Here is a 21,610-nt window from a genome sequence, read left to right on the forward strand (position 1 = left end):
AGCAGGAATTAAGTACCACGGGCGTACATACCATTTTGCGTGACGGTGTGTACGGTGCCAAACAGGCCCATTGGCAGATTATTGTTGTGCGCGGCGCTCAGCTCTTTTAATAACAGATAGCTGCCGAGTCTCTCCTGACAGAAAGCCACCGCTCGCTTCTGGTACGGGTCGGTCTGATCGTAAGGTGTGAAGTTTTCAACAAAAGCCAGTGAGACAGCCTGCAGACGTTCAAATGCCGATTGCCACCACACCGCAGGATAGGTGCCCAGCTCGATGCCGCCAATAATCAGGTGGGCGCAGTTCAGGAACAGGAAGCTGTCCTGTTCAGATATCACGCCCAAATCCACGGCCAGCGCGGTATATTTCAGCAGGTCGCTGACATGGTGAAAGGCAATATATTGCTGGAATAAATTACCCAACTGCATTGGCCTGGAAACGATATAGTGATGGCCTTCCGCAAGATGGGGAATAATCGGCTTCTCAGAGGCCTCTTTAATCCCCACGTCATGGGTTCCGCCGTAATCAATCGAGGGTGCGCCGTAATTTTCACGGGTCACGAATTTGCGGTATTGCCAGATAGTCAGACTGCCTTCATTCAACTTCATTTCAGCGGCAATATTGCGGATCACCATCGGACCAATCGCACCGGAAAGCTGTTTATGCAATTCAACAGCATTATCGATAAATTCATAACCGGGAATAATATGCAGACCCTGAGTGTTTTCAGGCATCACAGCATTAAGCCAGACGATACTGGCATCAGCAGGAAGGTGATAGCAGGGCAAATCCTGATGACAGATAATAAAAGTTTTCATGAAATGTTCCGAAGGGGAATGCCTGGAGCAATGCTAGCGCAGGGCTTATCTTTCAATTAAGAGAATAAACGCATTTTTATACTGTTTATCGGCGTCAGGGCGCAGCTTCAGGATGCGTTTTTCATAAAAAACAAATTCTTCGCCCGCTTCACTGTAAAGCTTTACAGAAACCTTACGGATTGCCGATAACAGCTGATGTAGCCGCCGTTGAGTGTTCAGAGCCTGATGGCACAGGCTGTTAATTCACGCCATGCCGGGCATGGCATGAAACCTTTACCTTCCGGAGTGTCGTACGATGCGCTTCAATTATGATTTGTTACCCGGAGAACTGCTGTCGTTTGATGAAATCAGCGAACGCTACAGTCAGCGCTACCCTGACGATAAGTCGTTAACCAGTCGCGGCCTGCTCAGTCCGTCCACGTCCAGTAAAAACCGGACTATCCGCGCCGTTTTTGCCAGCAAAGACAGCCAGATCCCGATGGAGGATCTGCTGTTTATTGCCAACGATAATGAAAGAAAAAATTATTTGTCACGCTTTGAGCACTACTTACTGCATCAGGAAAGTTTTCTCTATTTTCGTCGTCCGGCAGAACCGGCCCCGTGGAATACCTGGAAAGTGATGGGTGAGAGCAAAGTACTGGCGATGCTCGATCCGGCGTCGATTATGGCGCAAAGCCTGATGCAGCAGCGCGGCTATACGCTGGCGTTGTTGCGCACCGAGGAAGAGGAGGAGTACTGGCAACTGTATGACCGCCAGTCAAAACCCTGCTTTGAATACTCCCGTCAATTGCAATTTATCGTGGTACTGACTTCGCCGCTGTTACCGCCTGCGGGCGGGGTAATACAAGGCACGCAGGTGGGGCGGCGGGTGAAGGCCAGGCTGTGGCAAAAGGCCAGTCAGCAGGAGTTCAGCAGTTCGGTGCGCGAGCGCTACGGGGCCTGCATCATCACCGGCACGCTGCTCGGTGAGGAAAACAACTGGCCGTGGGTGGAAGCCTGCCATATCGACATGCGCGAGAACGAGCAGGGTTTCCTGCTGGATAACCATACTGATAACGGCCTGTTTTTGCGTAGTGACTTACAGCGACTGTTTATCAGCCGCCGGTTAACCATTGATGCAGAGAGCGGGGTGGTGCGATTCCGTACTGCGTTGCCGGAAGATCAGGCGCTGGCTGCCTTTTATCAGGCGCTGGAAGGAAAAGTCTGTGCGCTATGGTCACAGGTGCCGCAGGCCACACGCGAGCGGTTGCATCAATTCCGCTAAACGGTCAGCGGGCGACGAATACCGGCCTGCCCGCTGGCACAAAATTGAAATAACCTGCCTTTTTTACCGTTATTCCGCCAATCAATCTTCTCTACAGAAACCGATAATCGTGCCGATAACTTAACTAACGCAGGATAGTCAGAGTGAACGACCTATATACCGCCGGTGGCGTGATGGATAAAAACTCGCTGTGGCAGAGATATGTGCCACTGGTGCGCCATGAAGCGCTGCGCTTACAGGTCAGGTTGCCTGCCAGCGTCGAACTTGATGACCTGTTACAGGCAGGGGGCATTGGCTTGTTGAACGCCGTGGAGCGCTACGATGCGCTTCAGGGAACGGCGTTTACCACCTATGCCGTGCAACGTATCCGTGGCGCCATGCTTGATGAATTGCGCAGCCGCGACTGGGCACCACGTAGCGTAAGGCGTAATGCGCGTGAAGTGGCCGCTGCAATGCATCAGGTCGAGCAGGCGTTAGGACGTTCTGCCACCGAACAGGAAGTCGCGGCGCAGCTGGACGTATCTCTGGAAGAGTACCGGCAGATCCTGCTGGATACCAACAACAGCCAGCTGTTTTCTTACGATGAATTTCGTGAGGAACACGGTGACAGCGCGGAGCTGGTGACGGAAGGGCATGAAGAGGCCAATCCGCTGCATCAGCTGATGGAAGGGAATCTGCGTGAACGCGTCATTGAAGCGATCGAGGCTCTACCCGAACGCGAGAAAATGGTGCTGACACTTTATTATCAGGAGGAGCTGAACCTGAAAGAGATTGGCGCAGTGCTGGAGGTCGGGGAATCCCGTGTCAGCCAGCTGCACAGTCAGGCGATAAAACGCCTGCGCACCCGATTAACGGCAGCGCGCTAAAGGAGTCAGTTTTGCATTTTTAACAGCAATCGGGGACTCCATAATGGGATCCAAAACCAAACTCAGGCCGTTGAGCCGCTATTTAAAAGACTATAAACACAGCCAGAGTAACTGCTCGCATTGCAGCAAAGTGCTGGACCGCATGGCGCTGGTCTTTCGCGGACAAATCATTAATAAAGAAGCCATTGCCCGGATGGACCAGCTCATTGACGATCAGGTCTGGTTAAAACTTCAGAATGAACTGACTGCCCTGTGCCGGTTTTGCAGCGATATTTATTGCAACACCCACCCGAATTATTTCGACATTATGGCGTTTAAGCAGTATCTGTTTGAGCAAACAGAAATGAGTCACAGCACCATTCGCGAATATGTTGTTCGCCTGCGTCGTCTCGACGATATGCTCTCGGCTCGAAATTTCCCGGCGGAAAAACTACAAGGCACCAGCTGGCACGCCTGTCTGGAAAATGATCTGCCGGATGCCGGTAATAACAATTACCGTATTGCTCTGCGTAAATATGACCAGTTTTTAGGCTGGCAGCGAAATTAGTTGCTGGCTTCAGACCTTTTCAGGTTACCTGCCTGTCTTATTCTGTAAAACTGTAAGGACAACTGACTGCGCCTGTTCAGGAGGCCATCTTGTCCTTACATCTTCTTAATGCTTTTCCCCGACTGGAACTGCTGGGTTCACCCACGCCGCTGGAACATCTGCCCCGTCTTTCTGACTACGTGGGGCGGGATATTTTTATTAAACGTGACGATTTTACCCCGCTCGGCCTGGGCGGCAATAAGCTGCGCAAGCTGGAGTTTCTGGCGGCAGATGCCCTGCGGCAGGGCGCGGACCTGCTACTGACGGCCGGCGCAATTCAGTCGAACCATGTGCGTCAGACCGCCGCCGTGGCGGCTAAGCTGGGACTGAAATGTGTGGCGTTGTTGGAAAATCCCACGGGCACAAGCGCCGAAAACTACCTGTCGAATGGCAATCGTCTGCTGCTTGAGCTGATGGACGCTGAAGTGGTGATGGTTGATGCGCTGAACCATCCCACTGAACAGCTGGAAGAGCAGGCTGAACGACTGGAGGCGCAGGGTTTTCGTCCCTACATCGTTCCGGTTGGCGGCTCCAGTGCGCTTGGGGCGCTGGGCTATGTTGAATGTGCGCAGGAGATAGCACACCAGAGCCAGGGCGTGGTGGATTTTGCTGCGGTGGTGGTCGCATCCGGCAGTGCCGGAACCCATGCCGGGCTGGCGGTGGGACTGGAACAGTTACTGCCGGGGACCGAACTGGTGGGCGTTACCGTCTCCCGCAAGGTGCAGGAACAGCGGCCTAAGGTGGTGGATATCCGCGACAGACTCGCTTCGTTGCTGGAACTGACCGCCACGGCACCGGTGGTGCTGTGGGATGACTATTTCGCGCCAGGTTATGGTGAGCCCAATCCCGAGGCGAACGAGGCGATTTGTTTGCTGGCGAGGCTGGAAGGGATCTTTCTTGACCCGGTCTATACTGGTAAAGCAATGGCCGGTTTACTGGACGGTATCAGTCAGAATCGCTTTCGCCGTCAGGGGCCGATTGTTTTTGTCCACACCGGCGGTACACCTGCGCTGTTTGCTTATCACCCTTTGTTCTGAATTAGTTCAGATTGTTCTTAACACACAGCTGGTATTAATCAGACTGGCCGCATAGATTCTGTCAGCATCTGATTAGCGAAATGGAGTTGTTTATGAAGCTTTCTCTCATCCCTCGTCAACTGATTATGGGGCTGATGTCCCTTTCTCTGCTGGCCGGGCTCTCTTCCGGCGCGCTCGCCGCTGATGAAAATCTGCTGAATAAAGTCAAACAGCGCGGGTCGCTGCTGGTGGGTCTGGAAGGCACCTATCCGCCATTCAGTTTCCAGGACAGCAATGGCAAACTGGCCGGATTTGAGGTGGATTTCGCCCAGGCACTGGCACAGCATCTTGGGGTGAAGGCTAGCCTGAAACCCACCAAATGGGACGGAATGCTGGCCTCGCTGGATTCCGGTCGCATTGATGTGGTGATCAATCAGGTCACTATTTCCGATGATCGGCAGAAAAAATATGACTTCTCAACGCCTTATACCGTTTCCGGTATCCAGGCGCTGACGCTGAAGAAAAACGCTGCGACCATCAACAAACCGGACGATCTGAGCGGCAAAAAGGTCGGTGTCGGGCTTGGCACCAATTATGAGCAGTGGCTGCGTGGCAACGTGAAGGGTGTCGATATCCGTACTTACGACGACGATCCCACCAAATATCAGGATCTGCGCGTGGGCCGTATTGATGCCATTCTGGTGGACCGTCTCGCCGCCCTCGACCTGGTGAAAAAAACCGGTGACAGCCTCGCGGTGGCCGGTCCTGCCTTCTCCCGTCAGGCATCCGGCGTTGCGCTGCGTAAAAACAATCCTCAGCTGTTACAGGCTATTGACGCAGCCATTGCAGAGATGCAGAAGGATGGCACCATGACCAGGCTGTCAGAGAAATGGTTTGGCGTGGATGTGACGAAATAATGCAGGAAAGTGTTCAACTGGTGCTGGATTCAGCACCATTTTTATTGAAAGGGGCGCTGTTTACCCTGCAACTCAGCATTGGCGGGATGTTCTTCGGTCTGCTGCTGGGTTTTATGCTGGCGATGATGCGGCTTTCGTCGTTCTGGCCGCTGTCATGGGCTTCCCGCTTTTATGTCTCGATATTTCGGGGTACGCCGCTGATTGCCCAGCTGTTTATGATTTACTACGGCCTGCCGCAGTTTGGTATTGAGCTGGACCCGGTTCCTTCCGCGATGATCGGTCTTTCCCTTAACACCGCCGCCTATGCCTCTGAATCACTGCGTGGCGCCATTGCCGCCATCGAGCGCGGCCAGTGGGAGGCGGCGGCCAGCATCGGCATGACCCGCTGGCAGACCCTGCGCCGGGTTGTTCTGCCGCAGGCGGCCCGCACGGCGCTGCCGCCCCTTGGCAACAGTTTTATCAGTCTGGTTAAAGATACCTCGCTGGCGGCGACCATCCAGGTGCCGGAGTTGTTCCGTCAGGCGCAGCTGATCACCTCGCGTACCCTTGAGGTATTCACCATGTATCTGGCTGCATCGCTGATTTACTGGGTGATGGCAACGCTGCTGTCGGTGTTACAGAGCCGACTGGAAGAGCGGGTGAACCGCCAGGATCGGGAGGAAAAATGAGCGCGATAAGCGTCAGTCAACTGACAAAACAGTTCAACGGTCAGATCGTGCTGCACGGCATTGATATGGCGGTGGCGGCGGGGGAAGTGGTGGCGATTATCGGGCCAAGCGGCTCCGGCAAAACCACCTTATTGCGCAGTATTAACCTGCTTGAATCTCCCGACAGCGGGATTATCCAGGTGGGCGATATTCGCATTGATGCGGCAACGGCTGGCAGAGAGCGTGAGCGGGTACGCCAGCTGCGACAGCAGGTAGGATTTGTCTTTCAGAACTTCAATCTGTTTCCCCATCGCACGGTGCTGGAGAACATTATTGAAGGACCAACCATCGTCAGAGGCGAGCCAAAAGAGCAGGCGGTGGCCCATGCGCGTCAGCTGTTGACGAAAGTGGGCTTGCAAGGGCGGGAAGAGAGTTATCCACGTCGTCTCTCCGGCGGGCAACAGCAGCGGGTGGCCATCGCCCGTGCGCTGGCAATGCGTCCGCAGGTCATTCTGTTTGATGAACCCACATCGGCGCTGGACCCGGAGCTGGTAGGCGAGGTGCTGACTACCATCCGCGCCCTGGCTGAGGAGAAGCGCACGATGGTGATTGTCACTCACGAGATGAGCTTTGCCCGCGACGTGGCGGACAGGGTGATTTTTATGGACCAGGGGCGGATCGTGGAGCAGGGCGCGGCTGAAGCGTTGTTTACCACGCCGCAACAGCCACGCACCCGGCAATTCCTTGATAAATTCCTCAATTCATAACGACGATCGCCGGTTAACCGGCGGTCCTGTCCACCACTACCTGACTTCTGCTGCGATTACTCCCAAATATCTCTGATTGAAGGTGCAGAATACGGCACATACCCTTTTTTAATTTGCAATAAGCTCTTATTACTGCTGGTCACCGCTCAGTCTTTAAGAGTAGCCTCATGGTCTTTTTTTTTGTAAGGGTAAATAATCTCAAAAATTGAGTTGATATATTTTACCGGGCGTTTTATCTGGTGCGCTTTTTTAACTATCCAGGCCATATTATTTTATCTGCTGCCGCTAACGTCAGCTGTTCCACATTTTACTATTTATCTGGCTGAGGTGGTGGAGGGGTAAAATGCATACTGCTGAGAGAGAAGAAATAGCCTGGATTAACAGCCTCAAAGGTGGCTGTATTTTGCTGGTGGTGCTCTGGCATGTCACCTTCCCGGGATATGCAGCAACGGTTATGCCTCTGAGTGCCGGATTTATTCCGGCGAGGCTCTGACTGACTGTTAATAATTATTTTGTACCACTGCGTATGCCGGTATTTTTCTTTGCATCTGGTTTACTGGCAAGTCACGATATTCTTCATCGTAACTGGAAACAGGTATTAACTGGCAGGGTAATATCTCTATTTTATCTGGGGGATTATTCAGTGGCTGATGATTAGAGGCGTTTCAGGCCATATTATGGGCGGGAAATTATCGACCGGTAGCAATGCCGTCTGGGCAGAAACGCCACTGAAGTTTATTCGACTGATGCTGCTGGCGATGAGTTCCTGCTGGTATTTATATGCGCTGGGACTTTTCTTTCTGTTGGCTAAATTGTTTCGCCAGCAGAACGGCAGCTTACTGCTGATGGCGGTTATGCTAAATTATGCCGCCGTGAGTGGAATTATTCCCGGCAGGGGACCGGCAAGCCTCGCGCAGTATCTGATTTTTTCCCGCCGGGTGTTTTTCACAGCGATATGCTGCTGCGCTGGAGTGAAGGACGCCGCCGTAACCTGCCAGTCTGGCTGATACTGGCCGCTGCCCATCTGCTGCCGGGTCTTCGGCATAGCCTGTTTCTCTCGGTATTAAGCATTCTTTTCAGCATCGCCCTGTGCCGCCAGCTTAATCGATGGTTCACTCTGCGCTGGCTCAACTGGCTGGGTCGCAACACGTTGCAAATCTATGCTCTTCATCGCATCTTCTCAGCCAGGGCAAGTGCGACACAAAACGGTACTGACAGATCGGCCAACCTGCCTGGTGTGTTTAATTCGGTCACAACAGATCAAAATACTGTTTTTGGTTCTGTCACCGTTGCAGAGGATTGTTGGCGCAATCATACCGGTGGCTACACGCTGAATATGATTGTTAACTATGCCGGCCAGTCTTTTACCTGTCAGGGCCAAAGCCGTGGCTGGGGAGGGAATGGTGATGAAATGTATGTCAACAGGATTGAAAATGACTAATCTGTGATGGCGTGACTTTTTTCGCATGTTTCGCGAGGCTTTGATTATCTCGTGACAGACATCAGGCTTATAGCTGGTGCAGGCTCAATCCCCCCTGATAAAGGGGGATTTTTACATCTGTACCTCAGCCGATAGTCATCAAACTGGCATTGCCTCCCGCCGCCGCCGTATTGACGCTAATCGCCCGTTCAATCAGCAGACGCTCCAGCAGCAGCCCGGTGTCACCCCGATCAAATCCCTGCACCGACACAATTGCCCCTTCGCGCGCTGCAACCTGCTGACAGACTTCACCCAGTTGATCGGCATCGCCGTGAAAAATCACCGCATCAAAGTGCTGTTGTAGCGGCGCGCTGGCGAAATCAATCCGCGCCCGTACCTCGTCGGGGAGCGTACTGCAAAGCGTGCGGTGCAGCTCGTCTTCCTGCCACAGCGCACGGCTGCCGGTTGCCGTGATCGCTGCCAGCTGCACCAGCGCATCCTGCTCGTTATCGGCAAGCGCAAGCACGCGTTCCCGTGGCAGCAGTGTATAGCTGTTGCGCTCGCCGGTGGGGCCTGCCAGCAACCGCACCGTTCCGCTGTGAGCAAGCGCCGCGAAGCGGGTGCAGATGGCCGCCAGATGCGGTTTTTCTTCCGCCCAGGCAGTGAGCGCCTGGTGTGCGCCCAACAGCGTGGCGCGCAGGGTGGTATCCGCTGGCAGCAGCGCGTCCTGTCTCTCCAGCGTGATGCGCAGTGCGTCATCGGGACGGCTGGATAGCAGGCGGTAAAGATAGAGCGGACCACCGGCTTTCGGGCCGGTGCCCGACAACCCCTCACCGCCAAACGGCTGGACGCCGACCACTGCGCCGACCATATTGCGATTCACGTAGAGATTGCCGACATGCGCCCGCTGACTGACCTGACCGATGGTCTCATCAATGCGCGTGTGGATGCCCATCGTCAGGCCGTAGCCCTGGGCATTGATCTGTTCAAGGAGCTGCGGCAGCGTGTTGCGGCTGTAGCGCACCACGTGCAGGACCGGACCAAATACCTCTTTGTCCAGATCGCTGACGTTTTGCAGTTCAATCAGCGTCGGCTGGACAAAGGTTCCGCTCTGCCACTCTTTGCAATCCTGATCACAGTTCAGCGCGGCCTGGTAAACCGGCATGCCTTTACTGCGCATCGCGGCGATGTGCTGCTCAATGGCCTGCTTCGCCTCTTTATCGATTACCGGTCCGATATCGGTAGAGAGACGCTCGGGATTGCCCATCCGGCATTCGCTCATCGCACCCCGCAACATCTTCAGCGTGTGCTCTGCCACATCATCCTGAATACAGAGCAGGCGCAGGGCGGAACAGCGCTGCCCCGCACTGTCAAAAGCAGAAGCGAGAATATCGATAACCACCTGCTCCGTCAGCGCGGAGGAATCGACGATCATGGCATTCAGGCCGCCGGTTTCCGCGATTAAAGGCACGGGACGTCCCTGTGGATCCAGCCGGCTGGCCAGCGTGCGTTGTAACAGGCTGGCAACGGCGGTGGAGCCGGTAAACATCACACCGCGCACGCGCGAGTCAGCAGTCAGTCGTGCGCCCACCGTTTCTCCCTCACCGGGCAGCAGTTGCAATGCTCCCCGTGGCACGCCCGCGTCGTACAACAGCTGTACCGCCAGCGCGGCGATAAGCGGCGTCTGCTCGGCGGGTTTTGCCAGCACGCAGTTGCCTGCTGCCAGCGCAGCAGCAACCTGACCGGTGAAAATAGCCAGCGGAAAATTCCACGGACTGATACAGACCAGCGGTCCCAGCGGCCGATGGGTTTCATTATCGAAATCGTCACTGACCTGAGCGGCATAATAATGCAGAAAATCGACCGCTTCGCGCACCTCGGCAATGGCATTGCTGAAGGTTTTGCCCGCCTCGCGAACCAGTACGCCCAGCAGATGCTGTAACTGGTTCTCCATCAGTCCGGCAGCCCGATGAAGGATTGCCGCGCGTTCCTGCGCTGGCGTGGCGAACCAGATTGGCGCGGCGTTGACGGCGGCGTCCAGCGCGGTATCAACGTCTGCCGTGCTGGCATGGCGCACATAGCCGACCACATCGGTCGGCTCTGCCGGGTTGATTACCGGCAGCGCATCACCCGGTGAGGTAACGCCGTCAATCAGTGGGGCCACCTGCCAGGGCTGGATGGCGCTGTTAAGCAGTGCGCTGGAGAGCGAGGCCAGACGGTGTTCGTTAGCCAGATCCAGACCGGCGGCGTTCTGTCGCTGCGCGCCGTAGATATCACGGGGCAGGGGAATACGGGGGTGGGGCAGACCGATGGCACCCTCGCTACGGGCCAGTTTTTCCACTTCGTCCACCGGACAGGCCACCAGATCTTCCACCGCCAGCGAGGTGTCCGCTATGCGGTTAACAAACGAGGTGTTGGCACCGTTTTCCAGCAGGCGGCGAACCAGATACGCCAGCAGGGTTTCATGGGTGCCGACCGGCGCATAGATCCGACAGGGACGGTTAAGTTTGCCATCGGCCACTTTGCCCACCACCTGTTCATACAGCGGTTCGCCCATACCATGCAGACACTGAAACTCATATTGCCCCGGATAGTAGTTATTGCCCGCCAGTTGATAAATGGCCGCCAGGGTGTGGGCGTTATGGGTGGCAAACTGCGGGTAGATCAGATTCGGCACCGCCAGCAGCTTACGGGCGCAGGCGAGGTAAGAGATGTCGGTATAGACTTTACGGGTAAACACCGGGTAGCCTTCCAGCCCGTCCTGCTGCGCGCGTTTGATCTCACTGTCCCAGTAAGCACCTTTAACCAGTCGCACCATCAGCCGACGTTGGCTGCGGCCTGCCAGGTCGGTCAGCGCATCAATCACCAGCGGACAGCGTTTCTGATAGGCCTGAATAACAAAGCCGATGCCGTTCCAGCCTTCCAGCTCTGGCTCAAAACAGAGTTTTTCCAGCAGATCCAGCGACAGCTCCAGCCGGTCGGCCTCTTCCGCATCAATATTGATACCAATGTCGTAGGAGCGCGCCAGCAGGGTCAGTGATTTCAGCACCGGCCACAGCTCGTTCATCACCCGCTCATATTGCCCACGGCTGTACCGGGGATGCAGGGCAGAGAGTTTGATCGAAATGCCCGGCCCCTCATAAATGCCGCGCCCGTTGGAGGCTTTGCCAATGGCGTGAATGGCCTGCTGATAAGAGAGTAGATACGCTTCTGCATCGCGGGCGGTCAGCGCCGCTTCCCCCAGCATGTCGTAGGAATAACGAAACCCTTTCTCTTCCAGTTTGCGGGCGTTGGCCAGCGCTTCCGCAATGGTTTCCCCGGTGACAAACTGCTCGCCCATCAGGCGCATCGCCATGTCCACGCCTTTGCGGATCAGCGGCTCACCGCGCCTGCCAATAATGCGGTTCAGCGAGTGGGAAAGGTTCGCCTCATTGTGGGTGGCGACCAGCCGACCGGTGAACAGCAGCCCCCAGGTGGCGGCATTAACGAACAGTGAACGGCTGCGGCCAAGATGGGACTGCCAGTTACCATTGCTGATTTTGTCACGGATCAGGGCATCACGGGTCGGCTTGTCCGGGATGCGCAGCAGGGCTTCGGCCAGACACATTAGCGCAACGCCTTCCTGTGAAGAGAGCGAGAACTCCTGCAACAGGTTTTGCACCATACCGGCGCGGCCGCCTGCACCTTTCTGGTGCCGCAGGGTGTCGGCCAGCTGATGGGCCAGCCGGTAAGTTTGCTGGCTGGTTTTCAGGGGCAGACGAGCCTGCTCCAGCAACACCGGCACCACTTCCGTTTCCGGACGCCGCGTGGCGGAAGTGAGGGCGGCGCGGATAACCGACTGTGGCAGGATGGTTTCAGCAAAATGCAGAAATGGCTGATGTGACTCTTCTGCGGCCGGGGTTTCCCCCTCGGCATCAACGGGTTGTGAGGCGATCTCCGGCAGGGCTTCGCCGCGTTCAAGTTGTGCAAGGTAGTTAAAGATTGCCTGTTTAATCAGCCAGTGCGGCGTGCGATCAATCTGACTGGCTGCCAGCTTGATGCGTTCGCGGGTGGCGTCATCCAGTTTTACGCCCATGGTGGTGGTGCCCATACCTGAGAACTCCTCACGAATTAAATGATGATGTTACGAACAATATCATTCAAGTTGCAACTTTGTGCAACCATGTTAAATGTGAGCCGGTTTGCAGAGTCAGCAGCAATATTTAACCCGCTGGCATGATTGTTGCCTTTAGTCATTGTCGATAGCGAAGAGTGTGTTAAATCCTGGTTTTAATATGGTTTTTCACAGGTGCAACCGCTTACACTGTGATCCAGTGCAACCTGTCAGCATCACAGTCAGGATTAATGGTGAAAGCGTTGTAACTACCGTGTTAAATCATTTGTCCGCTATCGCGGTTTACGGCAGGATACCCCGCTCCGGATCCAGAAAGAATTTTTAAGGATGTCTGCAGGCCGGGGAGTGTGCATTAACAATCATAAAGTGGAGAACCTGAATGACAGCAAGCACACCAATGATGGTGACCTTTTGCGTTTATATCTTCGGCATGGTGCTGATTGGATTTATTGCCTGGCGGTCAACAAAAAACTTTGATGACTATATACTGGGCGGACGCAGCCTGGGAAGCGTGGTCACCGCGCTGTCTGCCGGGGCATCTGATATGAGCGGCTGGTTGCTGATGGGCCTGCCCGGTGCCATTTTCCTCTCCGGTATTTCAGAAAGCTGGATAGCCATCGGCCTGACCATCGGTGCGTGGCTCAACTGGAAAATTGTTGCTGGACGGCTGCGCGTGCAGACCGAGCACCATGATAATGCCCTGACGCTGCCAGACTACTTCTCCAGCCGCTTTGAAGATAACAGTAAGCTGCTGCGGGTGATTTCTGCGCTGGTGATTCTGGTGTTTTTCACCATTTACTGTGCCTCCGGCATTGTCGCCGGGGCGCGTCTGTTTGAAAGCACCTTCGGCATGAGTTATCAGACCGCGTTGTGGGCCGGTGCTGCGGCCACCATCATCTACACCTTTGTCGGCGGTTTTCTGGCAATCAGCTGGACCGATACCGTGCAGGCCGGTTTGATGATTTTCGCGCTGATTCTGACCCCGGTCATCGTCATTTTTGCCGTAGGCGGGGTGAGTGACTCGCTGGCGGTGATTGAGGCGAAAAGTCTTGAAAACCTCAATATGCTGAAAAACCTCAATTTTATCGCAGTGATTTCTCTGCTGGGCTGGGGGCTGGGCTACTTTGGCCAGCCACATATTCTGGCGCGCTTTATGGCGGCTGACTCGCACCGCTCCATTCGTACTGCCCGCCGTATTGGCATGAGCTGGATGATCCTCTGCCTGGGCGGCGCGGTGGGGGTGGGCTTTTTTGGTATTGCTTATTTCCAGAACCATCCGGAGCAGGCGGCGGGGGTGTCACAAAACGGCGAACGGGTGTTTATCGAGCTGGCACGTTTGCTGTTCAATCCGTGGATTGCCGGGGTGTTGCTGTCGGCCATTCTGGCGGCGGTGATGTCCACCCTCAGCTGCCAGCTGCTGGTCTGCTCCTCGGCGCTGACCGAAGATCTCTACAAGAATTTCCTGCGTAAAAATGCCAGCCAGCGTGAGCTGGTATGGATGGGCAGGGCGATGGTGCTGCTGGTGGCGCTGGTCGCTATCCTGATGGCGTCCAACCCGGAAAACCGGGTGCTGGGGCTGGTGAGCTATGCCTGGGCTGGCTTTGGTGCGGCCTTTGGTCCGGTGGTGCTGCTTTCGCTTATCTGGAAACGCATGACCCGCAACGGCGCGCTGGCTGGGATGATTGTCGGGGCCGCAACCGTACTGATCTGGAAACAGTATGCGTGGCTGAATTTGTACGAAATCATCCCCGGCTTCCTGTTTGCCAGCCTGGCAATTGTGCTGTTCAGCCTGCTGGACCGTGAGCCTTCTGCCGCAGCGCAACAGCGCTTTGCCGCTGGCGAAGCGGAATTTAAAGCACACTGATGTCAACGGGCCGTATTTCGCGGCCCGTTTAATCCTCACAGCACCACAGCCCGCACGAAAATACCTGCCACAACCCTTGTTTTTTCTGCCGCGATAATGATAATCGGTATCGTTTTGATTTACGTTTCTTTACCCGAACTGAATTTCTCTTAACACTTGAAGGTACCGGCATGTTTGTCCCGTTTCTCATCATGTTACGCGAAGGGCTGGAAGCCGCGCTGATCGTCAGTCTGATTGCGGGCTATCTGAAGCGGACCGGGCGAGGCCAGTGGTTCAGCGCCATGTGGATTGGGGTGTTTGTTGCCGCCGCGCTCTGCCTCGGACTGGGCTGGTTTATTAATGAAACCACCGGCGAATTTCCGCAGAAGCAGCAGGAGCTGTTTGAAGGGATAGTGGCCGTGGTGGCTGTCTGTATTCTGACGTATATGGTGTTCTGGATGCGCAAGGTTTCACGTAACGTGAAGGCGCAACTGGAAGGGGCGGTGGAAACCGCGTTGCAGAAAGGCAACGGCAGCGGCTGGGCGCTGGTGATGATGGTATTTCTGGCGGTAGTCCGCGAAGGGCTGGAGTCAGTGTTTTTCCTGCTGGCGGCATTTCAGCAGGATGTCGGCATTGCTCCGCCGGTCGGCGCGCTGCTGGGCCTCGCGACGGCGGTTCTGTTCGGGGTATTGATCTACTGGGGCGGGGTGCGCCTGAATCTGGCGCTGTTCTTCCGCTGGACCAGTCTGTTTATTCTGTTTGTCGCCGCCGGGCTGGCGGCCGGAGCAATACGGGCTTTCCACGAGGCCGGATTGTGGAATCATTTCCAGACGGTGGCCTTCGATTTCAGTCAGACCCTCTCCACCGGTACGCTGGCAGGTACGTTGCTGGAAGGCTTTTTTGGCTATCAGGAAACGCCCAGCGTCAGTGAAGTGGCGGTATGGTTAATCTATTTAGTCCCTGCGCTGGTGCTGTTCTTTATGCCGGCGCGTCCCCAGGCGGCAGCAATTCGCTCCTCGCGTTGAAGCCTTTATCCAATGAACTTTTCACAGGTATTGAATATGACTCTTCGTTTTCGTCACTCTGCACTGAGCGCTGCACTTGTTACCCTGCTGGCCGGGACCTCTGCGGCAATGGCGGCGGATATTCCTCAGGTAAAAATTACCGTCACTGACAAGCAGTGTGAGCCGATGGCGGTCACCGTCAGCACCGGTAAAACCCAGTTCATTATCCAGAACAACAGCCAGAAAGCGCTGGAGTGGGAGATTCTGAAAGGGGTAATGGTGGTGGAAGAGCGTGAAAATATCGCACCTGGCTTTAGCCAGAAGCTGACCGCCACGCTGGAAGCCGGTGAATACGAGATGACCTGTGGCCTGCTGAGTAATCCAAAAGGCAAGCTGACGGTGAAAGGTGGCAGTGCAGCGGCAAATGGCAAAGCGGATGTGATGCAGCTGGCGGGGCCGGTAACCGACTATAAAGCCTATGTCACCAAAGAAGTGGCGGAACTGGTAGCCGGAACCAAAGCCTTTACCGATGCGGTAAAAGCGGGCGACCTTGAGAAAGCGAAAGCCCTGTATGCCCCAACCCGCAGCCACTATGAACGTATTGAGCCAATTGCCGAGCTGTTCTCCGACCTCGACAGCAGCATTGATGCCCGTGAAGATGATTACGAGAAGAAAGCTGCCGATCCGAAGTTCACCGGCTGGCACCGTCTGGAAAAAGCCCTGTTTGGCGACGCCAGTACTAAGGGCATGAACGAGTATGCCGACAAGCTGAACAGTGACACGCTGGAATTGCAAAAACGCGTCAGTGAGCTGGCTTTCGCACCGGGTAAAGTGGTGGGAGGCGCGGCGTCGCTGATTGAAGAAGTTGCCGCCAGCAAAATTTCCGGTGAAGAAGACCGTTACAGCCGCACCGATCTCTCTGATTTCCAGGCGAACGTTGATGGCGCGCAGAAAATTGTTGATCTGCTGCGCCCGGCGCTGAAGAAAGCCGATGCAACGCTGCTGGCTAAAGTGGATGCCAACTTCAAAAAAGTGGACGCCATCCTTGGCAAATATCGCAGCAAAACCGGGTTTGAGTCTTACGACAAACTGACCGATGCCGACCGCACCGCGCTGAAGGGACCAATTACCACTCTGGCGGAAGATCTGGCTAAACTGCGCGGCACGCTGGGACTGGATTAACGGGCTATGGCAAGGAATTCTGCTGACGATACGGCGCGTACCGAGCGCCGTCGTTTACTGAAAGGTATCGGCCTGCTTGGCGGTGCCTTTGCCGTGGGCGTCGGTTGCCCGGCACACGCCGCTGCGCAAGATCAATCCTTCTCGCCGGGCGCGCTGTCACCCAGTGCCCGTCAGGAAGTACAGCCTTTCTATGGCCGGCATCAGGCGGGCATTATCACTCCGCAGCAGGCGTCGATGATGCTGGTGGCGTTTGACGTGCTGGCAACCAACAAAGCCGAGCTGGAGCGTCTGTTCCGGCTGCTTGATAACCGCATCGCGTTTCTGACCAAAGGCGGTAAAGCGCCACAGGTGGATAATCCGCAACTGCCGCCGATGGACTCAGGTATCCTCGGCGATGAGATTTACCCTGATAACCTGACCATTACCGTTTCCGTGGGGCATTCGCTGTTTGACGATCGTTTTGGATTACAGGCGCACAAGCCGCTGAAATTACAGCCGATGAGCCGCTTTCCCAATGACGCGCTGGACAGCAGCCTGTGCCACGGCGATCTGTTGCTGCAAATCTGCGCCAATACCAATGACACGGTGATCCATGCGCTGCGCGATATCATTAAGCATTCGCCGGATTTACTGAGTCTGCGCTGGCGGCGCGAGGGCTTTATCTCTGACCATGCGGCACGCAGTAAAGGGAAAGAGACGCCGGTCAATTTGCTGGGCTTTAAAGACGGCACGGCTAATCCTGACAGCAGTAATCAGGCATTGATGGATTCGATTGTGTGGGTATCGGCGGAGCAGGGCGAACCGGCCTGGGCGGTAAACGGCAGCTATCAGGCCGCACGGATTATCCAGTTTCATGTCGAGTTCTGGGACCGTACGCCGCTTCAGGAGCAGCAAAGTATTTTTGGCCGGGTGAAGCACAGCGGTGCGCCGTTGGGTATGCAGAATGAGCATGACGTGCCGGACTATGGCCGCGACCCGGATGGCGACGTTATCCCGCTTGATGCACATATCCGGCTGGCTAATCCACGCACGCCGGAAACACAAAGCAGTCTGATGCTGCGACGGGGATACAGTTACTCGCTGGGCGTTTCCCATTCCGGGCAGCTGGAAATGGGTTTGCTGTTTGTCTGTTATCAGCACTGTCTCGAAAAGGGATTTCTCACCGTACAAAAAAGACTCAATGGCGAAGCGCTTGAGGAATATATCAAGCCGGTTGGCGGCGGCTACTTTTTTGTTTTGCCGGGCGTCCCCGATACTAAACATTATCTTGGTCAGTCTTTGATAGAAGCATAAACAGCGCAGCCTTCTCTCCGTGCAGGAGGGGAGGTTGTTTTTCGTACAACTATTCCTGCCAGGTTTAACTGATAATTTACAACTGCTAATTAAAATTTAACGTCACCACGTTAAATTTATCTCACTGATTTTAATCATCATTTAAATAAGCTCTGCCATTTCTACTGTTAATTAACCCCTTTGTGCTGCCGGTATGTAAAAATTAATGTTGCATTTCGGTTGAGATCTGTTGCACTTTATTCACAGCATCTGCTGGTCGTATTCGTTACGGAGATTGCGTATGATAAAATCCTGTTGCCAACGGCAGTTTCAGAAAATAATCCGCGTATCTCCCTGCGACGGCTTAATTGCCTCAACGACCCTCTTTCTTTTTAATGACTTCGTTCAGCTCTTCACCCGCCCTAATCTTATCCGGTACGCTGACGGCGTTTTTACCGTCGGTTTATCATTATCAACGGCCAGACAAGGCTTACAAGGAAGCCAACAAAACCTCTAAAGCGTTCACGTAATCGCGTCGATAGTTATGATGCGGGAAATGAAACCAACTGTAAGGTGCCACTATGGGAAGACAGAAAGCAGTGATCAAAGCGCGTCGTGAAGCCAAACGTGTGCTTCGTAGCGATTCACGCAGTCACCGTCAGCGTGAAGAAGAATCGGTCACCTCGCTGGTGCAGATGGGTGGGCTGGATTCGATAGGCATGGCGCGCGATACCCGCGACCATTCGCCGATTGAAGCCCGTAATGAAGCTCAGGCGCACTATCTTAAAGCCATAGAATGCAAACAGCTGATTTTCGCCACCGGCGAAGCAGGCTGCGGTAAAACCTGGATAAGCGCCGCTAAAGCGGCAGAGGCCCTGATAAATAAGGATGTGGACAGGATCATCGTGACAAGGCCGGTATTGCAGGCGGATGAGGATTTAGGTTTTCTGCCTGGCGATATTTCTGAGAAATTTGCTCCCTATTTCCGGCCGGTCTATGACGTTCTGGTTAAACGTCTTGGTTCATCTTTTATGCAGTACTGCCTGCGTCCCGAAATTGGCAAAGTGGAGATTGCGCCTTTTGCCTATATGCGTGGACGTACCTTTGAAAATGCCGTGGTGATCCTTGATGAGGCGCAAAACGTCACCGCTGCGCAGATGAAGATGTTCCTGACCCGCCTTGGCGAAAATGTAACGGTTATCGTTAACGGCGATATTACCCAGTGTGATCTGCCATCTCATGTGAAGTCCGGCCTGGGCGATGCCCTGGCGCGTTTTGAAGAGGACGATATGATTGGCGTGGTGCGTTTTGCCAAAGAAGACTGTGTACGCTCTCAGCTTTGTCAACGTACGCTGCTGGCCTACGATTAATTTCTCCGTCAGTCAAAAAGCAAACAGGCCCGGATGTCAGTCCGGGCTTTTTTATCAGCGGTCCATTAGCGGAAGGCGACGGTAAATTATCACTGCCAGTCCACGATTACCGGAAAGATTAACGGAAAAAAACACGGTCAATTCTTTTAGAAAAAAGAAAATAAGGCACCCAGATAACCGCCCCGACAATACCGCTTATCAATAATTTTATTTCTTCCTCGTCCGGACGGCTGTCTGAAATGATTGCGGGCAGTAAACCAACAAAGAGAGAAAAAAGTAATCCGCTCAGATAGAAAATAATCATGGCCTTACGGGTTCCTTTCTTACGCCTGAAAAAAAACCATGAGGCATAAAGTGTCACCAGCAGCCAGAGTGTCATACTGATAAGCACGGCGAGCGAGTAGCAAAACAGCAGGTTATCATCATTAAAAGGGCTGATGGTCACTATAAAAAAGATAACAATGCCGGCAGCGCCGCCAATAATACTTATTATCAGCCCCATCGCAGGAAGAATTAGCCAGCCGTTAATTTTACCGATACTTTTCTTTTCACAAGTATTGCATAAACCCGATTGTTCATTTGCTTCAGAAATTTTGCATTCATTGCATTCCATTGTTGCCCCTCTTTATCCATGTTTATTTTGGGTAGTGGAACACGTTATTGCAGCTGCCCGCGCAGAATGTGGGATCACCTTATGTTCCGGACGAGATTATGCCCACTGTTTTAAATAATGTCTGCACCCATACGGCCTTATTTATCGGCTGAATTTTTTCAACGGCAATTGCCAGCTCTCTCTGACAGATGACCGACTGATGGAGCCTGTTTTCCTGTTGGCAAAGGCAACCCCGATAAATTGAATATGGCCTGAGATACTGAGGGGCGAGTCGTTTTCGCCATTGAGCGTAAGTGCCGCCGGTGCGATTTAAGATGTGGCAGGAGATTGCAGGGAAGGGTTAAGTGACAATGTCACAATTGTTGTATTATATTATCAACGCCAGATGAGGACAGCACCTGGCGTTCGGGGTTATCCGTTTACTGCGGTTTTAAATCCCCATACCACCAGGAGGCAGTAACGCCGCCGTCCATCAGAATGTCACTGCCTGCAATAAACGTCCCTTCCGGTCCCATTAACAGCGCGGCAACGGCAGCGACTTCATCAGGCGTCCCGCCACGCCCGGCGGGTGAACGTGCCAGCATGTCACGGTAGCCTGCACCACGCGGGCCGGTCAGTTCATCATTCGCCAGCGGCGTGTAAATGATGCCGGGGCTGATGGTGTTGACGCGCGCATTACGTTTACTCCATTCGACCGTTTGTGCCATTACCCGTAGGGCATTACCGCGTTTCGCATACTGATAGGCCAGCAGTGAATCGGTGATGGTATCCTCCTGTAAAAAAGGCAGCGCCAGCAGCTCTTCCACGGGCGTCAGCGCCAGGGCTGCATTTTGCTCTTCAGGCAGCGCAGGCAGGCGGTGGCCGGACTGGGAAGCGATGACGATGGCGGAGCCACCTTCGGCAATGACTTTACCAAATTCTTCCAGAATGACGGCGGTGCCGTACAGGTCAACCCGCAGAATGGTAGCCGGGGAAGCCTGAGAAGGTGAGACGCCTGCCGAATGGATAACTCCGTTAACCGGGCCGGTTTTGCTCGCCGTTTCGGCCAGTGCCTGGACGGAGGCGCGTGAAGAAACATCCACCTGGGTCGTGGTGGTGGAGAATCCGGCATCACGCAATACGTTTGCAGCGGCTTCGCTGTTTTCAGGGTGCAGGTCTGCCACCAGCAGATGCTTACCCTGACCAACGCGCCGGGCAATGGCCTGACCGATGGAACCTGCACCGATGAGCACAATGACGTCTTTCATATCCGCTCCTGAGATTAAGTGAGACAGCGCCGCGATGACATTACCGTTGTCGGATGGCGGCGGCATGCAATGAAAAATAACCGGTTGAGAAGGGCAGGCCTTACTTACCGGGTAATTCCGTTGCGTGAGAAGCTAAATATAATTGCAAGAGGTGATAATTACTTTAAGTATGAACTGCAAGGCTTTATGAGCGATGCTCATTAATAAAATAAGAGTGGCCGTCTGTCGAACCCCGACGGGAGTTCTCATCACCCCCCTTTGTATGGGGTATATGCAAAAAAAAAAGTCTGAACGTGAATTCAGACTCTTCTTCGAAGAATGGCGGTGAGGGGGGGATTGATTCGCTACGCTCACCCTGCGGGCAGTCCGTCCGCAGGCGTCCGGCCTGTCCAGACGGCGTTGCCGTCTGTCGAACCCCGACGGGGGTTCTCATCACCCCCCTTTGTATGGGGTATATGCAAAAAAAAAGTCTGAACGTGAATTCAGACTCTTCTTCGAAGAATGGCGGTGAGGGGGGGATTCGAACCCCCGATACGTTGCCGTATACACACTTTCCAGGCGTGCTCCTTCAGCCACTCGGACACCTCACCACATTTTCAACTGCCTCGCCCTGAGGGTCGACGGGGCGCTACTATAGGCAGTCGCCTGATTACGGTCAAGAAAAATA

At 54.4% G+C, this 21,610-nt stretch carries 19 protein-coding genes and 1 tRNA gene; 15 read left to right on the top strand and 5 right to left on the bottom strand.

Translation table 11 applies throughout. The annotated features are described in order from the left end of the window. Positions 1-8: 8 nt before the first annotated feature. Positions 9-815: a hypothetical protein gene (locus AC3RPL_RS07370; RefSeq protein ID WP_490739490.1), complete on the bottom strand. Its 807-nt coding sequence runs from the start codon at positions 813-815 to the stop codon at positions 9-11. A gap of 295 nt (positions 816-1,110) precedes the next feature. Here AC3RPL_RS07370 and AC3RPL_RS07375 point away from each other — a divergent pair, with 295 nt between their 5' ends. The 10 genes from AC3RPL_RS07375 to AC3RPL_RS07420 all read left to right on the top strand — a co-directional run bounded on the left by AC3RPL_RS07375 (position 1,111) and on the right by AC3RPL_RS07420 (position 8,319). After that, positions 1,111-2,079 carry an HNH endonuclease signature motif containing protein gene (locus AC3RPL_RS07375; protein WP_490739491.1) on the top strand — a complete coding sequence of 323 codons (969 nt, stop codon included), beginning with the start codon at positions 1,111-1,113 and terminating at the stop codon, positions 2,077-2,079. 143 nt (positions 2,080-2,222) lie between these two features. Beyond that, complete coding sequence (locus tag AC3RPL_RS07380; protein ID WP_034935630.1) at positions 2,223-2,945, top strand: RNA polymerase sigma factor FliA; 723 nt, start codon at positions 2,223-2,225, stop codon at positions 2,943-2,945. Between the two features lie 43 nt (positions 2,946-2,988). Continuing rightward, entirely contained in the window at positions 2,989-3,492 is a 504-nt protein-coding gene (gene fliZ, locus AC3RPL_RS07385; protein ID WP_034935632.1) for a flagella biosynthesis regulatory protein FliZ, read from the top strand. Between the two features lie 89 nt (positions 3,493-3,581). Continuing rightward, positions 3,582-4,568, top strand: a complete 987-nt coding sequence (locus tag AC3RPL_RS07390) for a D-cysteine desulfhydrase (RefSeq protein WP_490739492.1) — start codon at positions 3,582-3,584, stop codon at positions 4,566-4,568. Between the two features lie 92 nt (positions 4,569-4,660). Next, the gene (gene tcyJ / locus AC3RPL_RS07395) at positions 4,661-5,464 is read left to right on the top strand and encodes a cystine ABC transporter substrate-binding protein (protein WP_490739493.1); all 804 of its coding nucleotides are present in this window, start codon (positions 4,661-4,663) and stop codon (positions 5,462-5,464) included. Then, positions 5,464-6,132 carry a cystine ABC transporter permease gene (tcyL, locus tag AC3RPL_RS07400; RefSeq protein ID WP_261640378.1) on the top strand — a complete coding sequence of 223 codons (669 nt, stop codon included), beginning with the start codon at positions 5,464-5,466 and terminating at the stop codon, positions 6,130-6,132. Before tcyJ ends, tcyL begins: the two co-directional genes overlap by 1 nt. Beyond that, entirely contained in the window at positions 6,129-6,878 is a 750-nt protein-coding gene (gene tcyN / locus AC3RPL_RS07405) for an L-cystine ABC transporter ATP-binding protein TcyN (RefSeq protein WP_490739494.1), read from the top strand. Before tcyL ends, tcyN begins: the two co-directional genes overlap by 4 nt. A gap of 343 nt (positions 6,879-7,221) precedes the next feature. Beyond that, positions 7,222-7,371: a hypothetical protein gene (locus AC3RPL_RS07410; protein ID WP_490739495.1), complete on the top strand. Its 150-nt coding sequence runs from the start codon at positions 7,222-7,224 to the stop codon at positions 7,369-7,371. Between the two features lie 184 nt (positions 7,372-7,555). Then, positions 7,556-7,885, top strand: coding sequence for an acyltransferase family protein (locus AC3RPL_RS07415; RefSeq protein WP_490739496.1), 330 nt, complete (start codon positions 7,556-7,558; stop codon positions 7,883-7,885). Next, entirely contained in the window at positions 7,834-8,319 is a 486-nt protein-coding gene (locus tag AC3RPL_RS07420; protein WP_490739497.1) for an acyltransferase family protein, read from the top strand. The genes AC3RPL_RS07415 and AC3RPL_RS07420 overlap by 52 nt, the downstream gene beginning before the upstream one ends. 124 nt (positions 8,320-8,443) lie before the next feature. On the opposite strand, the gene putA is transcribed toward AC3RPL_RS07420, so the two are convergent. Further along, the gene (gene putA / locus AC3RPL_RS07425) at positions 8,444-12,388 is read right to left on the bottom strand and encodes a trifunctional transcriptional regulator/proline dehydrogenase/L-glutamate gamma-semialdehyde dehydrogenase (protein WP_490739498.1); all 3,945 of its coding nucleotides are present in this window, start codon (positions 12,386-12,388) and stop codon (positions 8,444-8,446) included. Between the two features lie 403 nt (positions 12,389-12,791). Between putA and putP the strand changes: the two genes are divergently transcribed. The 5 genes from putP (at position 12,792) to phoH (ending at position 19,083) form a co-directional block, all read left to right on the top strand. Beyond that, a complete protein-coding gene (putP, locus tag AC3RPL_RS07430) occupies positions 12,792-14,276 on the top strand; it encodes a sodium/proline symporter PutP (protein ID WP_490739499.1) in 1,485 nt (494 codons plus the stop codon). A gap of 170 nt (positions 14,277-14,446) precedes the next feature. Further along, positions 14,447-15,280 (top strand): iron uptake transporter permease EfeU, encoded by an 834-nt coding sequence (efeU, locus tag AC3RPL_RS07435; protein WP_490739500.1) that lies wholly within the window; start codon positions 14,447-14,449, stop codon positions 15,278-15,280. Between the two features lie 36 nt (positions 15,281-15,316). Next, positions 15,317-16,441: an iron uptake system protein EfeO gene (gene efeO / locus AC3RPL_RS07440; RefSeq protein ID WP_490739501.1), complete on the top strand. Its 1,125-nt coding sequence runs from the start codon at positions 15,317-15,319 to the stop codon at positions 16,439-16,441. 6 nt (positions 16,442-16,447) lie between these two features. Then, positions 16,448-17,734, top strand: a complete 1,287-nt coding sequence (gene efeB / locus AC3RPL_RS07445; RefSeq protein WP_490739502.1) for an iron uptake transporter deferrochelatase/peroxidase subunit — start codon at positions 16,448-16,450, stop codon at positions 17,732-17,734. A 560-nt stretch (positions 17,735-18,294) separates the two neighbouring features. Then, positions 18,295-19,083 (top strand): phosphate starvation-inducible protein PhoH, encoded by a 789-nt coding sequence (gene phoH, locus AC3RPL_RS07450; protein ID WP_490739503.1) that lies wholly within the window; start codon positions 18,295-18,297, stop codon positions 19,081-19,083. Between the two features lie 118 nt (positions 19,084-19,201). On the opposite strand, the gene AC3RPL_RS07455 is transcribed toward phoH, so the two are convergent. The 3 genes from AC3RPL_RS07455 to AC3RPL_RS07465 all read right to left on the bottom strand — a co-directional run bounded on the left by AC3RPL_RS07455 (position 19,202) and on the right by AC3RPL_RS07465 (position 21,533). Further along, positions 19,202-19,696: a DUF2569 domain-containing protein gene (locus AC3RPL_RS07455; RefSeq protein WP_490739504.1), complete on the bottom strand. Its 495-nt coding sequence runs from the start codon at positions 19,694-19,696 to the stop codon at positions 19,202-19,204. Positions 19,697-20,115: 419 nt separating this feature from the next. Next, the gene (locus AC3RPL_RS07460; RefSeq protein ID WP_490739505.1) at positions 20,116-20,943 is read right to left on the bottom strand and encodes an SDR family oxidoreductase; all 828 of its coding nucleotides are present in this window, start codon (positions 20,941-20,943) and stop codon (positions 20,116-20,118) included. 502 nt (positions 20,944-21,445) lie between these two features. Then, a tRNA-Ser gene (locus AC3RPL_RS07465) sits at positions 21,446-21,533 on the bottom strand. Positions 21,534-21,610 lie beyond the last annotated feature (77 nt).

It is taken from the genome of Erwinia papayae (assembly GCF_058241465.1).

What these genes read in the sequence shown, in the direction of transcription:
- putP (WP_490739499.1), top strand. Translation starts at nt 12,792, where the DNA reads ATGACAGCAAGCACACCAATGATGGTGACCTTTTGCGTTTATATCTTC.
- AC3RPL_RS07420 (WP_490739497.1), top strand. Translation starts at nt 7,834, where the DNA reads ATGCTGCTGCGCTGGAGTGAAGGACGCCGCCGTAACCTGCCAGTCTGG.
- AC3RPL_RS07375 (WP_490739491.1), top strand. Translation starts at nt 1,111, where the DNA reads ATGCGCTTCAATTATGATTTGTTACCCGGAGAACTGCTGTCGTTTGAT.
- AC3RPL_RS07455 (WP_490739504.1), bottom strand. Translation starts at nt 19,696, where the DNA reads ATGGAATGCAATGAATGCAAAATTTCTGAAGCAAATGAACAATCGGGT.
- fliZ (WP_034935632.1), top strand. Translation starts at nt 2,989, where the DNA reads ATGGGATCCAAAACCAAACTCAGGCCGTTGAGCCGCTATTTAAAAGAC.
- AC3RPL_RS07460 (WP_490739505.1), bottom strand. Translation starts at nt 20,943, where the DNA reads ATGAAAGACGTCATTGTGCTCATCGGTGCAGGTTCCATCGGTCAGGCC.
- efeU (WP_490739500.1), top strand. Translation starts at nt 14,447, where the DNA reads ATGTTTGTCCCGTTTCTCATCATGTTACGCGAAGGGCTGGAAGCCGCG.
- tcyL (WP_261640378.1), top strand. Translation starts at nt 5,464, where the DNA reads ATGCAGGAAAGTGTTCAACTGGTGCTGGATTCAGCACCATTTTTATTG.
- AC3RPL_RS07410 (WP_490739495.1), top strand. Translation starts at nt 7,222, where the DNA reads ATGCATACTGCTGAGAGAGAAGAAATAGCCTGGATTAACAGCCTCAAA.
- AC3RPL_RS07415 (WP_490739496.1), top strand. Translation starts at nt 7,556, where the DNA reads ATGGGCGGGAAATTATCGACCGGTAGCAATGCCGTCTGGGCAGAAACG.
- tcyJ (WP_490739493.1), top strand. Translation starts at nt 4,661, where the DNA reads ATGAAGCTTTCTCTCATCCCTCGTCAACTGATTATGGGGCTGATGTCC.
- phoH (WP_490739503.1), top strand. Translation starts at nt 18,295, where the DNA reads ATGGGAAGACAGAAAGCAGTGATCAAAGCGCGTCGTGAAGCCAAACGT.
- putA (WP_490739498.1), bottom strand. Translation starts at nt 12,388, where the DNA reads ATGGGCACCACCACCATGGGCGTAAAACTGGATGACGCCACCCGCGAA.
- AC3RPL_RS07370 (WP_490739490.1), bottom strand. Translation starts at nt 815, where the DNA reads ATGAAAACTTTTATTATCTGTCATCAGGATTTGCCCTGCTATCACCTT.
- tcyN (WP_490739494.1), top strand. Translation starts at nt 6,129, where the DNA reads ATGAGCGCGATAAGCGTCAGTCAACTGACAAAACAGTTCAACGGTCAG.
- efeB (WP_490739502.1), top strand. Translation starts at nt 16,448, where the DNA reads ATGGCAAGGAATTCTGCTGACGATACGGCGCGTACCGAGCGCCGTCGT.
- efeO (WP_490739501.1), top strand. Translation starts at nt 15,317, where the DNA reads ATGACTCTTCGTTTTCGTCACTCTGCACTGAGCGCTGCACTTGTTACC.